The 14,620-nt window shown below is 34.9% G+C and carries 16 protein-coding genes; 15 read left to right on the top strand and 1 reads right to left on the bottom strand.

The window, feature by feature from the left end; translation table 11 throughout:
- The first annotated feature begins 39 nt into the window (after positions 1–39).
- From ACFOZY_RS03815 to ACFOZY_RS03800, 4 genes are read left to right on the top strand one after another with little or no spacing between them, the layout of a single operon-like run.
- Entirely contained in the window at positions 40–1,734 is a 1,695-nt protein-coding gene (locus tag ACFOZY_RS03815) for a motility associated factor glycosyltransferase family protein (protein WP_378152438.1), read from the top strand.
- A gap of 15 nt (positions 1,735–1,749) precedes the next feature.
- Positions 1,750–2,100 carry a DUF8042 domain-containing protein gene (locus ACFOZY_RS03810; RefSeq protein WP_378152436.1) on the top strand — a complete coding sequence of 117 codons (351 nt, stop codon included), beginning with the start codon at positions 1,750–1,752 and terminating at the stop codon, positions 2,098–2,100.
- Positions 2,097–3,335: a motility associated factor glycosyltransferase family protein gene (locus ACFOZY_RS03805; protein ID WP_378152434.1), complete on the top strand. Its 1,239-nt coding sequence runs from the start codon at positions 2,097–2,099 to the stop codon at positions 3,333–3,335. The genes ACFOZY_RS03810 and ACFOZY_RS03805 overlap by 4 nt, the downstream gene beginning before the upstream one ends.
- On the top strand, positions 3,322–4,929 hold the full coding sequence (locus tag ACFOZY_RS03800; protein WP_378152432.1) for a CgeB family protein: 1,608 nt from the start codon (positions 3,322–3,324) through the stop codon (positions 4,927–4,929). Before ACFOZY_RS03805 ends, ACFOZY_RS03800 begins: the two co-directional genes overlap by 14 nt.
- Positions 4,930–5,070: 141 nt before the next feature.
- On the opposite strand, the gene ACFOZY_RS03795 is transcribed toward ACFOZY_RS03800, so the two are convergent.
- Positions 5,071–5,877 carry a flagellin N-terminal helical domain-containing protein gene (locus ACFOZY_RS03795; protein ID WP_378152430.1) on the bottom strand — a complete coding sequence of 269 codons (807 nt, stop codon included), beginning with the start codon at positions 5,875–5,877 and terminating at the stop codon, positions 5,071–5,073.
- Positions 5,878–6,002: 125 nt separating this feature from the next.
- Here ACFOZY_RS03795 and ACFOZY_RS03790 point away from each other — a divergent pair, with 125 nt between their 5' ends.
- The 11 genes from ACFOZY_RS03790 to ACFOZY_RS03740 all read left to right on the top strand — a co-directional run bounded on the left by ACFOZY_RS03790 (position 6,003) and on the right by ACFOZY_RS03740 (position 14,524).
- Complete coding sequence (locus tag ACFOZY_RS03790; RefSeq protein ID WP_378152428.1) at positions 6,003–6,368, top strand: flagellar protein FlaG; 366 nt, start codon at positions 6,003–6,005, stop codon at positions 6,366–6,368.
- A 19-nt stretch (positions 6,369–6,387) separates the two neighbouring features.
- Positions 6,388–7,917, top strand: coding sequence for a flagellar hook-associated protein 2 (locus ACFOZY_RS03785; RefSeq protein ID WP_378152426.1), 1,530 nt, complete (start codon positions 6,388–6,390; stop codon positions 7,915–7,917).
- 31 nt (positions 7,918–7,948) lie between these two features.
- Entirely contained in the window at positions 7,949–8,347 is a 399-nt protein-coding gene (gene fliS / locus ACFOZY_RS03780) for a flagellar export chaperone FliS (protein WP_378152424.1), read from the top strand.
- Positions 8,347–8,703 (top strand): hypothetical protein, encoded by a 357-nt coding sequence (locus ACFOZY_RS03775; protein WP_378152422.1) that lies wholly within the window; start codon positions 8,347–8,349, stop codon positions 8,701–8,703. The genes fliS and ACFOZY_RS03775 overlap by 1 nt, the downstream gene beginning before the upstream one ends.
- Before the next feature lie 231 nt (positions 8,704–8,934).
- Positions 8,935–9,387 (top strand): hypothetical protein, encoded by a 453-nt coding sequence (locus ACFOZY_RS03770; protein WP_378152420.1) that lies wholly within the window; start codon positions 8,935–8,937, stop codon positions 9,385–9,387.
- A gap of 11 nt (positions 9,388–9,398) precedes the next feature.
- Positions 9,399–10,298 (top strand): tetratricopeptide repeat protein, encoded by a 900-nt coding sequence (locus tag ACFOZY_RS03765; protein ID WP_378152418.1) that lies wholly within the window; start codon positions 9,399–9,401, stop codon positions 10,296–10,298.
- A 27-nt stretch (positions 10,299–10,325) separates the two neighbouring features.
- Positions 10,326–10,778 carry a hypothetical protein gene (locus tag ACFOZY_RS03760; RefSeq protein ID WP_378152416.1) on the top strand — a complete coding sequence of 151 codons (453 nt, stop codon included), beginning with the start codon at positions 10,326–10,328 and terminating at the stop codon, positions 10,776–10,778.
- 15 nt (positions 10,779–10,793) lie between these two features.
- Complete coding sequence (locus ACFOZY_RS03755; RefSeq protein ID WP_378152414.1) at positions 10,794–11,246, top strand: tetratricopeptide repeat protein; 453 nt, start codon at positions 10,794–10,796, stop codon at positions 11,244–11,246.
- Positions 11,239–12,477 carry an AAA family ATPase gene (locus ACFOZY_RS03750; protein ID WP_378152412.1) on the top strand — a complete coding sequence of 413 codons (1,239 nt, stop codon included), beginning with the start codon at positions 11,239–11,241 and terminating at the stop codon, positions 12,475–12,477. The genes ACFOZY_RS03755 and ACFOZY_RS03750 overlap by 8 nt, the downstream gene beginning before the upstream one ends.
- Positions 12,478–12,688: 211 nt before the next feature.
- Positions 12,689–14,161, top strand: a complete 1,473-nt coding sequence (locus ACFOZY_RS03745; RefSeq protein ID WP_378152410.1) for a methyl-accepting chemotaxis protein — start codon at positions 12,689–12,691, stop codon at positions 14,159–14,161.
- 24 nt (positions 14,162–14,185) lie between these two features.
- A complete protein-coding gene (locus ACFOZY_RS03740; RefSeq protein WP_378152408.1) occupies positions 14,186–14,524 on the top strand; it encodes a PilZ domain-containing protein in 339 nt (112 codons plus the stop codon).
- Positions 14,525–14,620 lie beyond the last annotated feature (96 nt).

The following is a 14,620-nucleotide window of genomic DNA, read 5'->3' as shown; positions in this document are numbered from 1 at the left end:
AATAATAAAATTTCCGATATAATATTAGAGGTGGAGAACATGCTTGATAATAATTATGAAATTAAGTTGGATAACTCTAAAAGCAAATTGTCTACATTAAAAATAAATGAATATTATGTTCATAGTAAATATGATCCCTTAAAAGAATCTAAACAATTTGTTGAAAAACATTATAGACCAGGTTTTATTCATATTTTATTCGGTTATGGTTTAGGTTATATTGCAAAGGAATTTAATAGGAAATTTGTAAACAATGAATTTCTCATTGTTATAGAACCTATTCAACAATTAACTGTGAATAAGGAAGATTATACTTTTTTAGTTCAAAATACTAATGCGGAGATTAAAACCATACTTTCAAGTATTATTCCAAATCACGCTAATGTAACATTTATATGTTCTCCCAACTATGACAAGTTGTTTCCGGAATATTATTTAGAGGTACTTGATAATATCAATAATCGTTTACAAATGAATAAAATAAATGAAAATACTCTTAGAAGATTTTCATCTGAATGGCAAAGAAACTTTATATATAACTTAAAAAACATACCATACGATGGTGATTTGGAAAATGTTTTCCAGAAATATGATTTGCCAATAATACTTGCTTCAGGTGGGCCTTCGTTGACTAAACAAATCGATTTATTAAAAGAGTATAGAAACCATTGTATTTTAATTGCGGCAGGATCTACAGTTAATACATTAGTCCAGTTTGGGTTAGAACCAGATTTTGTTGTATCAATAGATGGCGGCGAAAACAATTTAAAACATTTTGAAAGAAAAAAGTTTACAAAAAGTAAATTAGTATATAGTTTACTAAATCACTATAAAATCCGTGATTGTTTTGAAGATGGTTACCATTTTATCACTTCTGATGCTTCAGGGGTCGAGGGGTATTATAAAAATCTTTCCGGGAAAAAATTAATCTCTTTACGTGGGGGTTCTTCCGTAGCATCATACGCATTGTCTTTTGCCAGGTATATTTCTAAGGGACCAATTGCGCTCATTGGTCAGGACTTAGCTTATACAGATAACAAAACACATGCTGAATTTAATAATAATTACAAGGAAGTTGATGACAAATATATTGAAAAAAGACAAATGTTTTATACAGAAGGTTATTTTGGAGATAAAGTATTAACTGATCACGCATTTTATAGTATGAAAGAAACTTTGGAAGTATTAATTGGTGAATTAAAGAATAAAGATAGGATATTTAACTGCACAGAAGGTGGAGCTTTAATTCAAGGATTTCAAAATATTCCTTTTAAACAATTTTGTGGAAACTATATTAATAAAAGTTTTTATAATCGAGAATTGATTTTAAGCGTTAGTAGGCGAGCGTTTCATAATAATCTTATAGAAAATCTAAATAATGATTTATCGAATTATAAAAAGATGAGGAAATTAATCCTTGATAATTTGATGTTGTTAGAAAAAACAAAGGGAAAATGGATATTTTCATCAACCATATTAATGAAAATGGATGAGAATGAACAAAATTTTCGTAAAATTTTAGATAAAACTTCCATTTCAATTTCCATTGAATTAGTTACTTTCGATATTCTGAAGTATTATCTTCCTAAAAAAGATGAAACAAAGAATGAAGCATATAGAAGAATATATACACAGAACTACGAGATGTTTAATGACTTCTTAAAAGTAATTAAAGAAGCTTATATATATACTCAGAATATTATAGATGAATTAATGGAGAAAATACAAAAATAAGAGGAGTAGCTAATAATGATACAAATTTTAGTTGAAAGTATAGAAAGTTACAATATTTATCTGAAAAAAGTACCGGAAGGCTGTCAGAGTATTGCGGATTTGTTAAGGGGAGATAATGTACATGAGGCGCTCACATTAATCCTACAATTTAGTGAAGGGGTTACATGGTTGACAGATATGAATGCTAAGATTAACGAGCTTGGCATTCAAAATGATTTACAAATTGATAAAATTCATGAATTCTTAAATGAAGTAAATCAAGGATTATTCATACAAGATTATATTGTAGTTGCAGATATGTTTGAATATGAAATAAAACCATTTTTCAAAGAATGCACTCTATATGATTTGAAAGAGATAATATGAGAATTGAAATTGCTAAAAATCAAGAATATACGTTAATAATGAATAACGTTTACATATATAGCAAATATAATCCTCGAAAAGATGCGTTTAGATTTATAAATAATGAATTTGATCCAACCGCAAAAGGATATTTTTTAGTGGGATTAGGGTTAGGTTACCACTTAGAAGCTTTAGTAGAATTAGATTCGGTTAAGCAGATTGTAGTTTTACCAATAGGGACCAATGACATTTCAATTTTTAATAGTTATGCACCAAATAAATCTATCATTGATAAAAAGAATATTCAAATGTGTTTATCTACTGATTTGAATATTGATGTTTCAAGTTTTCAAATAATTATACCAATGTCATGGATGAAGGCAATTGGGGAGGAACATCCATTATATAATTATTTAGAGGATATTAAGATACGTCAGATTAGCGCGAAAAGTTATGGCGAAATAATGAGTTTTAATTTTAAAACCAATTTATTGAGAAACGATTCCTCAATTAAATATTTTAAAAATAAATATAAAGGATTAAATGCATGTTTAATATCTTCTGGTCCTACATTAGATGATTCTATTGACCTTTTAAAATTAATAAAATTGAATTGTTATATTCTCTGCGTTGGTTCTGCTTTAAAAGTACTTTTAAAGCATGATATAAAACCTGATGCAGTATTAATTACAGATCCACAGGAAAATGTAGTAGATCAGATAATAGGCACAAAATACGAAGGTCCATTGTTTTACTTGGGGACAGCTAATAATTATGCGGTAAATATTCACAATGGAATTAGTTACATTGTTTTCCAAAAAGGCTATTATGCTGCTGAACATTATGCCGAACAATTGGGGATAGACACACTTGAAACAGGTGGCTCAGTAGCGACTACCGGAATTTCATTGCTTGAATATATGGATTTTAGTAATGTGTTCTTATTTGGACAAGATTTAGGGTTTGGGAATTCGCAAACACATGCTTTAAATTCTACATCGGGAAAGAAAGTTATAGAAAATTACAAGTACAGAAAAATAATCACAAATAATGGGAAGTATATAAATACAACTCCAAATTTATATACTTATCTTCGTTGGTTTGAATATAAGGCCCAAAAGACTACAATTAGGATATACAATACTGCTGAAGAAGGTGCGAGGATTAAGGGAATACCTTTTATTAGTAAACAAGATTTGATGAATTTATGTAAACTTTCTAAATGGAAGAAGAGATTAATTAATGAAGAAAAATAAAATGATTATAGAAAAAGCTAAAAATGGAAGGCATACATGCAAGTATGAAATAAAAAACGGTGTGTTTAAATATTTATATTCAAAGTATACTCCGGAAAATATTCAAGTTCAGTATAATATAAATGCCGATGCGGATTGTTTAGTTGTTTTAGGTTTAGGACTTGGATACGAAATAGAAATTATTAAGTCCTTAACGAACAAGCCTATATTTGTTATCGAGTATGATCCAGCTTTTTATGATTATATTCAAAATGATAGAGTATTGAATAACGTAAAAGTATTCATAGAAGAAGAATATAAGAATTTTAGTTTTGAGAATAAAAAAGTACAATATATTATTAATTATAATCTAATAGAATGTAATACTAATTTCTACAAAAATGTTATGGAATTTTATAAAAATAGTATTAATAAATCAAGAACAATAATTGTTTATGATCATCCTACGATTGCAAAAGATTGTGCAATCTCTTTTGAAAAAATGGGCTTTAACGTAAAGATATTGCAGTTAAATGATTTAAATAAGGTTTATAAAGATATCATAGAAGTACAACCAGATTATATATTTACGGTAAACTTTATAAATGTTATTGCTGATATTTGTGAACAGTTACAAACCCTTTATATTTCTTGGACAGTAGACACACCATGTTACACGTTATATGAAAGAGAAATCAACTATAATTACTCAATTCTTTTTGTGTATGATGAAGCAGTTGTAAATGACCTCAAAACAAAAGGAATAAAAAATGTAGATTATATGCCAGTTGCTGCAAATGTAGATAGACTTAATAAAATAGTATTAAATAATAATGATATACAAAAATATAGTTCCGATGTTTCCTTCTTGGGTAGTTGTACTTCTCACAATGAGTATATGAATATTATAAAACCCCGACTTTCTCTGCCTGTTCAAGAGTTAATAGAAAAGCTAATTAATGCTCAAATGTATAGTGAACAATTTTTAATAAAAGAATTAGTAGAAGAAGACATTGTTGATTTAGTGAATACTGATGCAAAAATATCTTTTAATAAAGACAAATACTTGAACTTATCCATTAATGACGCATTCTCATTTTTATTAGGCCGATATCATACTTTTGTAGAACGAACTACCTATATGGCAAAAATCGCTGAAAAATATAAAACCAGACTTTATGGTGAAAAGGGTTGGCTTTTAAATGAAAGTCCTTATATACACAAGGCATATAGAAAAGAAGTGGAACATTTTATAGAAATGCCAAAAGTATTTAAGTGTTCAAAGATTAATTTAAATATTACCCGTTCTTTTGTTGAGTCTGGATTACCAATGCGAGTATTTGATGTTCTTGGATCAAACGCTTTCTTAATTACTAACAATAAAAAAGATATACAGCAACTTTTCTCACCAGACAAAGATTTAGTAGTTTATCGTGATTTGCAAGATTTGCTGGAGTTAATAGATTATTATTTGTTACATGAAAATAAAAGAAATATTATTAGACAACAAGGATTCGAAACTCTCTCAAAATATCATACATATGATATTCGTTTAAAAAGAATTCTGGATAAGGTAGATAAATATGAAAACGAATTAAAAGGGTTTGGTTTTTAAAGTGAAAAGCTTCTTAAAAAATTTACACTGTTCTTGATACAGGTGGATCAAGAACAGTTAATATAAAGCTTTAGAAGAAGATGAAAACTTTATAAAAACCAAATCAATGATAAGGTGATTCATTGATTTGGTTAAATTTTATTAAAATAAAGATAATAGATTGCTTACATTACGGTTAGTTTGTTTAATTAGTAGTTCATCTCCTTTTTGTCTAATCCCCTGTTTAACAAACTCCATCATTTCAAACGCCAAATCCGGATCTTTGATGAGTGATTCGGATTTTTCAAGATTGATTTGCGTCAAAGATATATTGTCGCTATGGTGCGTCAATGCTTCATAATCGGATCCGATATTAGCCAAATGATCTGAAATCGTAGATAATGCATTGTCTACTTTACCAATTAGTTCTTCAGCTTTTTCTCTTGAAGTCAGATTTGCCCCATCAAGACCAAGTTTTTCAGTACTTACATCCACCATATCAATGGCCAAAGTTTGTCCGGAATTAGCACCTACATGTATGTGTAGCGGACGGATCTCACCTAATATTTTTTGTGTATTGAATTCAAGTTTATCAGCGGTGTCATCTATTGACTCGAGAAGCTGGTCTAATTCATTTTGTGCAGCAACCCGATCTTCATCCGTAATAAAGTCGGTTGATGTTTGGACAGTAAGCTCCCTCATTCTTTGTAGTACACTGCTTACATGCTTAAGACCAGCATCAGCCGATTCTAAAACTGATAGACCATCCTGCATATTCAGTTGTGCACGAGCTAATCCACGGATTTGGCCGCGCATGGTTTCAGAGATTGAGACACCTGACGCATTATTTGCCGCCCTTTTTAAATTATCACCGCCTGAAAGCTTTTCAATAGTTTTCGTAATCGAGTTTTCATTCTTTTGATAACGGTTTGTCGAGAAAGCTATCAATGCTTGGTTTTGTATTTTCATTTGTCATCACCTCCTTATAGTTCCTATCGGCTATTTCACTAATTTTTTTGAGGAAAACTGAAATTTAACTTAAAGAAACCGATAAAACAAATAAGGACTTTTGTTAGTGTAGGAGGAAACGATAGATGCGAGTTTCAACACATGCACAAATCAGGGAAACGAGTATGACTGATCAGCAGAAGAACGAATCAGTTTTACCCAATAAAGTAACCCCTGAGAATTCTCTTAAACAATTGATGAAAGCACAACAAGCGGAAACAGCTGATAGGTCGGTTCCGAAAGAAAAGGTTCAAAAAGCAATTGATGCCTTAAATACTTTACAAACCCATAACTCCAAATTCATTATGCATGAAGGTTTAGACAAATATTATGTCCAGGTTGTGGATGCTAAAACGGAGGAAGTGATTAGAGAGATTCCTCCAAGAAAGCTCCTGGACGCATTTTATACGATGCAGAAAATTTTGGGCATGATTGTTGATGAAAAAATTTAACTATAGGAGGTAGGAATAAATGGCAGGATTAAGAGTCGGCGGATTAGCGTCAGGAATGGATATTGACTCAATTGTAGCGGAATTGATGAAAGCGGAACGTATACCGCTGGATAAATTATTTCAAAAGAAAACAACGTACGAATGGCAACGTGATGCGTTTCGTTCGATTAATACAAAGCTAAACACGTTTAATACTTATTTATTTGAGAATTTTTCTCTTACAAGCAATTTTAACAAAAAAACAGTATCTAATTCTAATGAATCCATATTAACTGCAACCGCTACCTCTGCTGCAAGCGGCTCATTGACTGTACAAAGCGTTGATTCTTTAGCAACCTCTTCGTATGGGGCAGGTACCATTACTGATTCGACTAAGAGGGCAAGTACAACAACTCTTAGTAGCTTAGGGGTAACTGGTTTTGCGGCGGATGGAACACTTTCAGTTTCTTTAAGTGTCCTTCAAGCGGATGGAACGATGAAAGCAACTTCAGTCGTATTAAATAGTTCAGATAAGCTCACCGATGTTGTTTCAAAGTTTAATAATAGTGGTGCCGGAGTCACTGCTTTTTATGACGAAAAATCAGGGCAATTCTCTATAAGTGCTAAAGCATCAGGAGATAATGTAAATGGTGCTGAAATCATTAATAATACTACATCTACAGATCTCTTTACAAAATTAGGGTTTGGTAAGAATGATTTGGCTACGAATGGTTCTAATTCGGTATCTATAATAAATGGTGCAAGAATTGAACGTACTTCAAATAACTTTACAATTGCAGGCTTTAATATCACTTTGAAAAATAAAACTGTTGCGGGTGCAGCTCCTATTACTTTAAGTGCAACAACAGATATCGATTCTATGGTAGATAAAGTAAAAGAATTTGTAGGAAAATATAATGAGTTAGTTTCAGGTATGAACGATCAACTGAAAGAAAAGAAATATCGCGATTATCCACCATTGACTGACCAGCAGCGTGAAGATATGTCAGAACATGAGCAGGAACTTTGGGATGAAAAGGCAAAAAGTGGACTGCTGCGGAACGATCCTATAATCAGCGGTGGATTGTCGAATATGCGTAATGCTATTTACGGTACTGTCGGTTCTGAGGTTAACATAGTAAATACACTTGCTGAAATGGGCATCACCACTTCCAAAGTATATTCCGACGGCGGTAAGCTCGTAATCGATGAAGATAAGTTGCGAAAAGCACTTACGGAAAACCCAGATCAAGTTGTCAAAACTATTTCTCAAACAGGTGCTATTAACAAAACCACTGGAGAAGATACCCGTGGAATCGTTCAAAGACTTCGTGATTCCATGAAGGACTTTACTAAAAGTATTGAAAGACAGGCAGGTAAAGCAAGTTCTACTGACCAACAATACAATATTGGCAAAAGATTGATAGATACAAATGGCCGTATTTTTGATTTCCAAAGACGTTTAGAGGACATCGAGAGTCGTTACTGGAGACAGTTCACCGCAATGGAAAAAGCGATCAGCAGAGCAAATCAACAATCTGCAATGTTAATGGGCGCCACCCAAGGCTAATTTTTAAAAGGAATGAAGGAGTTGTAAAATCGTGATAGCACAATCAGCACACCAAGCGTATAAGCAAAACAGTGTGAGTACCGCTTCACCTGGTGAATTAACACTTATGCTATATAATGGTTGCATCAAATTTTTAGGAAAAGCTAAAACTGCCATTCAGGATAAAAATATACAAGAGAAAAACTTAAATCTTCAAAAGACACAAAAAATCATTCAAGAATTGATGTCCACTTTAAACATGGATATCGAAGTTTCTAAGTCTATGATGCAGATGTATGAATATATGAACCATAGACTCATCGAAGCTAACATCCAAAATAGTATTGAAATTGTTGAAGAAGTTGAGGGATATGTGACTGAGTTTCGTGATACATGGAAAGAAGTCATCCGTATAAACAGACAGAAAACATTTACTGGGGACCAAGCTTGATGGATGCTGTTGAAAAGCTTTTAATTTCTTCCAAAAAGCTATATGATCATTTGTTAGATAAACCAAACAAGGATCAAAGGGAAGAATATATTAAGCAAATTGACTACTTGTTAGAACAACGTGAAAGAGACATTTTCAGCATTAAAGATTCCGGAATAATGCTTATAGAGCATACTGATTATCAAACAATATTAAAGTATGATAATGACATAAGAGAAAGACTTTCAACCATTATGCTCCAAATTAAAACAGACATGAAAAATGTTCAGCTGACCAAGAAGTCTGAACAATCCTATTTAAACCCATATGCAGCAACCTTAACTTTGGACGGCATGTATTTTGATAAACGCAAATGATGATCACTTGCTAAAGTGGTGGCCACTATAGGTAGGCTCATCTGGCTACCTAAAGGGCAAGGGTTCGGTATTTTACCGAATTCTTGCCTTTTAGTTTTGTCTTTTTTTGATTGAGAACCATTTTTTGATTTTAAATGATAAGTGCAATTTCCAATTTATCTGTTTAAATTTTGAAAAAATTTACGATATAAAATGAGATAAGAACATCTTTAACTTAAAGGAGCAAAATGAATGCAAAAAACGGAGATGTATCAGCCTTCGTTACAACAAGGCTGGGAAGAAACGAAAAGTTTTGATATCCATCGACTTTTCTTGGTTGGTTTTTTTGGGGGAGCGATTCCATTAATTATTATGGGTTCCATGAATGCAAAGTGGGTTAGGCTTTCTAACAAGAGAATCGTTGCGCTTGCATTACTTGGATCATTGGTAGTTATCGGAAAATATCTGGTTCTCCTTTATATGATGCAAAATAGCCTCACGTTCGACAGCAGTAGTATGAGAATAGGCTACCGCGTAAGTTGCGTCCTATTATATGGAGCTTACTTTTTTGCCTTGCGTAAAGCTTTCAATAGCCACCGGTATTTGGGTGGAGAGATGGTTCCAATGTTAGGGACAGCCATCAAATGGAGTCTTGTTGGAATTGGAATTGAAACGATCATTACCGCCACCATCATAAATCTATAGGAGGAAAATAAATGGAAGTACCAAACCTGTTAGAAACGGAAATTTCACTTGCAGACCATTACTTAGAAATGAAGAGACTCCCTGAAGCGGAGATACATATTATAAACGCATTACAGTTGGATCCTTCCCATCCAGAGGCACTTTATACAATGGCTTGCATCTTACATGCTAAAGATGATTACATGGAGGCGAGGAAGCTCTGCGAACAAGCCTTAAAGAATGGATACGACCAAGGTGCTTGTTATTATCTGATTGGTAGTACATATGAAGAAGAAAAAAATTATACGGAAGCTGAATCTGCTTACTTAAAATTCTTGAAGAACGAACCTGATAGTGGCTTCGCACATGCGGTCTATGGATCTATAATGCTGACAGTCGGCCAGAAGGAAAAAGCTTTTGCGTTATTAGAGGAAGCCATGAGGCTCGATCCGGAAAATGAACGTGTAACGCAGGAAATGCTTCACTACGCTTTCGCAACATCCGATAAAAAGAATCAACAAGTATTATTGCAGAACTTGATGGAAAATGGCAGCAGTGAAATAAGGAAGTTAGTAAATTTAGCTGTTTACCATCAATTAAAAGATGAAAACAAAATCGCAAAAGAATATTTCGTACAAGCTTATCTGATGGATCCTTCTAATGAGAAGCTCCTTCAAATTCTCGAAGACCATGACAGGAGTACCCATCCTATTTTCTTTTATGAAGGGCCGATGATGAAAATAGGAGGGCCAATTGTAATTTGGTTGAGTTTCATTGTATTGCTCTTCCTATTCAAGACACTGAACTTGGTTGTTCCATTAGCAATAGTTGTCTGTGTCTATTTAGCATTTGTCGTCTATACATGGCTTTCCGCGGTTTTGTACAAAGTTTTTGTGAAAGGTAAGTGGCTAAAAAGAGCTGTAGCAAAATAAAAAAAGTGCCCAATTGAAGGAGTAATTATGCAAAATAACGATTTGTTTCAAACCTCTTTGAGTAAAGTGTGGGTAATGCCAAAAACATATCCGATCAATGCATTTTTCTTAGTCGCAATTTTAGGCGGAACTTTTCCTTTGGTCATCTTAGGTACATTAAATGCCATATGGCTTAGAGTTTCAAAAAAAGCAATTTATGCAGGAATCATTTTGGGATCTATTTTATTTATCTCCGAACCTTTGTTGATGACCTATTTGACTGTTAACTACCCTTTGATAGATATCGGAAATGTTGCAATCGGATATAGAGCTGGAGCACTCTTACTATATATCTACTATATTTATATTCTTAAAAAACGATTTGAGCAGTTTATTTATTTTCACGAAAAAAAGGTTGACTTGATTGGACCAGCCTTTATTTACAGTATAGTGGGGATTTTTTTGAGGGAAGGGCTCTTGTACATTTTAGGGGTTAAATAAACTTAGTAGGTGAACATGTTGCAATCAACCATCGAAAACGATCTGTCTATCATCAATCATTTATTTGCGATAGACAGGTACGAAGAAGCTGAAAAGCATATCCAAAACATATTGAAAATTGATCCAAATAATTCGATCGCACTTTATAAACTTGCAGTGGTACAAAGTTCTTATAGACATTTTTCAGTTGCAAGGGACCTTTGCCGACAAGCACTTATTTATGATTTGGATGAAGAAACAGGTTTTCTCTTCATAGGAACGATGTATCATTTTGCAGCGGAAAGAGCGTTCTTGGATGCTTTGAAGGTAAACCCGGAAAGTGGGACGGCCTATGCTGCTTACGGCTACCTAATGTTATTGGCCCTGGAAAACGACAAAGCATTATCTCTTTTTGAAGAAGCACTTCGGCTTGAGCCTGATAATCCATGTTTTACAAATGGATTACGAAAGGAAAATTTTAATGAATAAGATTTCGTTATATCATTCTATGATTGAAAAAGATCATTCTAACTTTGAAGCCTGGTACTTATTGGCTGAGGAATACCTACTGAAGAGGCAACTTTCAGAAGCACTATTCGCATTTTCCAAAGCCTTGGAAAAGAACGACCCGGAAATGGAAAGATTGGTTACCCAAAGTTTGCGTAACATGTTAGGTGCAAAAGAAACAGAATCCAGGGATTCAGAAGATTCTTTGGAGTTTGAGCAAGAGGATACTTTAGAAATTTCTAAGTTAGAAACAGAAGTCCATAATGAAGAACCGATAGATAGTACCTCATCTAAGATCCGTGTAATTGACGGCGGAAAAAGAGACAATGTAATCAATTTGGGAGAACGGTTGGCAGAAAGGACTACCTTCGCAGATGTCGGAGGCTTGGATTCCCTTAAACAGACAATTGAAATGAAAATCATTAAGCCTTTTACTAATCCGGGTCTCTTTTCAAAGTTCAGCAAAAAGACAGGCGGGGGAATTCTACTTTATGGACCTCCGGGCTGTGGTAAAACATTTATTGCTAAAGCAACTGCAGGTGAAGTAGGCGCTAACTTTTACCCTGTACATATTACTGAAATTCTAAGTCCATATTTTGGTGAAAGTGAACAAAACCTGCATAATATTTTTGAAACAGCGAGGGCAAACAAACCTTCTGTCTTGTTCTTTGATGAGATAGATACCCTGGGGTACAGCCGTTCAAAGTCGAGTTCGGATTTGATGCGTGGGTTAGTGGATTCCATGTTGACTGAATTGCAAAGCATTAATACGAATACTGATAAAATGTTAGTAATTGGAGCGACCAATATGCCATGGGACGTAGACTCCGCTTTCAAACGTCCGGGCAGGTTCGATAAGCTTGTCTTTGTTCCACCACCGGATCGGGAAGCAAGAAAAGTAATTTTTAAATTAAAGCTACATGGAAAACCGGTTGATAACAGCATAGTTTACGATCTGCTGGCGGAGAAAACAGAGCACTACTCTGGTGCAGATATTGAGAATGTTATTGAAATCGCTACAGAAAATGTTCTGACGGAAATCATGAGAACAAACCAGGAACGCCTTATTACGATGGAAGATCTTTTAGCCGCGATCCGCAGCACAAAACCTTCAACTTTGGAATGGATGGCTACTGTTAAAAATTATATTAAATATGCCAATCAAGGCGGTTTGTATAGTGATGCGGCACAATATATCAAAGAAGTCTTTTAATAATTAATGTTTTATTTGAATCACTTAAAGAAGATGTAATAACCCTTGGGAAAGAGTCCGGTATTGTACCGGGCTTTTTCATTTATCTATCACTTGACGTGCTGTTAACGTGCGGATGTTTTTCTATGTCGAATCTACTAAAATTATGTATGAATTTACTGGAAATTATGCTACTTTATACTTAATAGAAAGAATATTCAGGGGGTCCATTATGGAGTCTGTTCAACTGCTTAGGCAACGAGATTTTGAGAAGAAGAATTTAATCCTTTTTATTACTTTAGGAGCTTCCAGTTTCATCGGTTTTCTTTTTTATTGGTTGACTGACCAGGATGCGATGAAGGTGATTAGTATGGCAATTCCTGTCGTATTGACGCTGATTGCGTACGGTTTGGCGAAATGGGTGCCTGTTTTTCAAAAGGCCTTCCCTTGGATTGTCCTCACTGTTACAGCTGGGGCAACAATATTTAATGCGTATGTAGGTGTGCCATCCGTAGCAACGGCAGGGATTGCGTTTTACATTGCGGGTTTGTCCAGTATACTCGCATCGAGCCGTTTGATGGCTTTCGGTAGTTTGTTGAGTATAGTCACACTCATAACTTTTCTTCAGCAGTACCCGAATCAGGCGGAAATCGCAGCTTCCCGCAGTAGCCTTATGTTGGTGTTAGTTCTTATGTGTTTAGGTTTATTCATGCAGATCCGCCAATCGAAAAAGCTTCAGCAACAGGTTGAACAGTTTTCCATTGATTTGGAAAATCGTGCTCAACTTGAGGGAGAGAAGTCTGTTAACTTGAATAGTGGTGTAGAGCAAATTGCTGATAATCTCAATCATGTTGGTATTACTTCCAAGCAGCACATTAATGCCCAACGTGAGATGCTGACCATTGTCGACAGTGTGAGTGCAAGCGTAGAACAAGAGTCGTTCCAAATTTCTCGTATTGCAGAGAACGCGGAAACGACGCAAGGGGAAGTTCAAGCTCTATTGAACGAAACGAAAGAAATGGCTTCGGGAGCCCAGCAGTTACATAACGATTCTGATGAGAGTATGGAGATTATGATCAGCCTTCGGAAAGGGATGCAGGAAGTTGAACGCTTCCTATCTGAACTTCAGCATTCATTCCACTCGTTAACCGAAAACATTTCGAAGACGAATGAATTGACGGAGTCCATACAGCAAATTACCGCACAGACGAACTTGTTGGCGTTAAATGCTTCAATCGAGGCGGCTCGTGCTGGCGAACATGGGAAGGGGTTCGCGGTTGTCGCGGAAGAGATCCGGAAGCTTGCAGGTCTTACGAAGAGCACGCTGGATGAAATCAGCGAAAATCTGTCGGACGTCAATAAGGCGAATGAAGAAACACGTACTCACTTAACGGAAAGTTCCAGTCGTATGCGCGTACAATCTGACGCTACCGGTACTGCAGAAGAACGAATGTCAGCAATTCAACAATCAATGGAAGACCTGATGGAAAAGCTTGTTGAATTTGAAGCGAAAGTAGAGCGGATTAACGTAGCTACCATTGATATAAGAAACGCAACAAATGAGTTCGCAGATCTATTGACCGAAAACAGTAGTTCCATCGAGGAAATGAACGCGACGATTCATCAGACGGTGGCTGACAACGAGAATATTGCGGAGACGATTGAAGAAACGGTTCGGATGACGCAAGATTTGATTCAAAAATAAGGCAGACAATCAGGGGTGTTTTGGATGTTTTATAAACGAAAAGAGATTTTCCGTTATACATTTGGCAGTCCGTTGGAAGCTGAGCTGAAAATGGGCGATGAGAATGGCTCATGCCGCATGATCGATATTAGTCCAGGCGGAGCAAAGGTCTTTTCTGACAACCAGTTGACAAAGGGAATGGAAGTTGTGATGCAGTTTGTATTGATGCAGGACACAATCACTGCTCCTGGGAAAGTGGTTTGGAAGCAAGCAAGCCATGAGGGCGCACTGTACGGAATCGATTTTAACGAAGATGAAAAGTTAGAAGAACAGATTATCAGCCAGCTGAAGTTCCGCAGGCGGAATGAAATTTCAACAAAATAATGAATTTATCTTACCTGCCGAGTTTGGCAGGTTTTTTAATAGGGAAAATAAATAATTCATCCTGCTCGACTTATTGAATAAACTGAAGTCGTTGGT

It is taken from the genome of Chungangia koreensis, assembly GCF_042651785.1.
Lineage (GTDB): Bacteria > Bacillota > Bacilli > Bacillales_A > Planococcaceae > Chungangia > Chungangia koreensis.
Note: the sequence above shows the minus strand (reverse complement) of the source record. Positions and strands in the feature narration are given on the sequence as shown.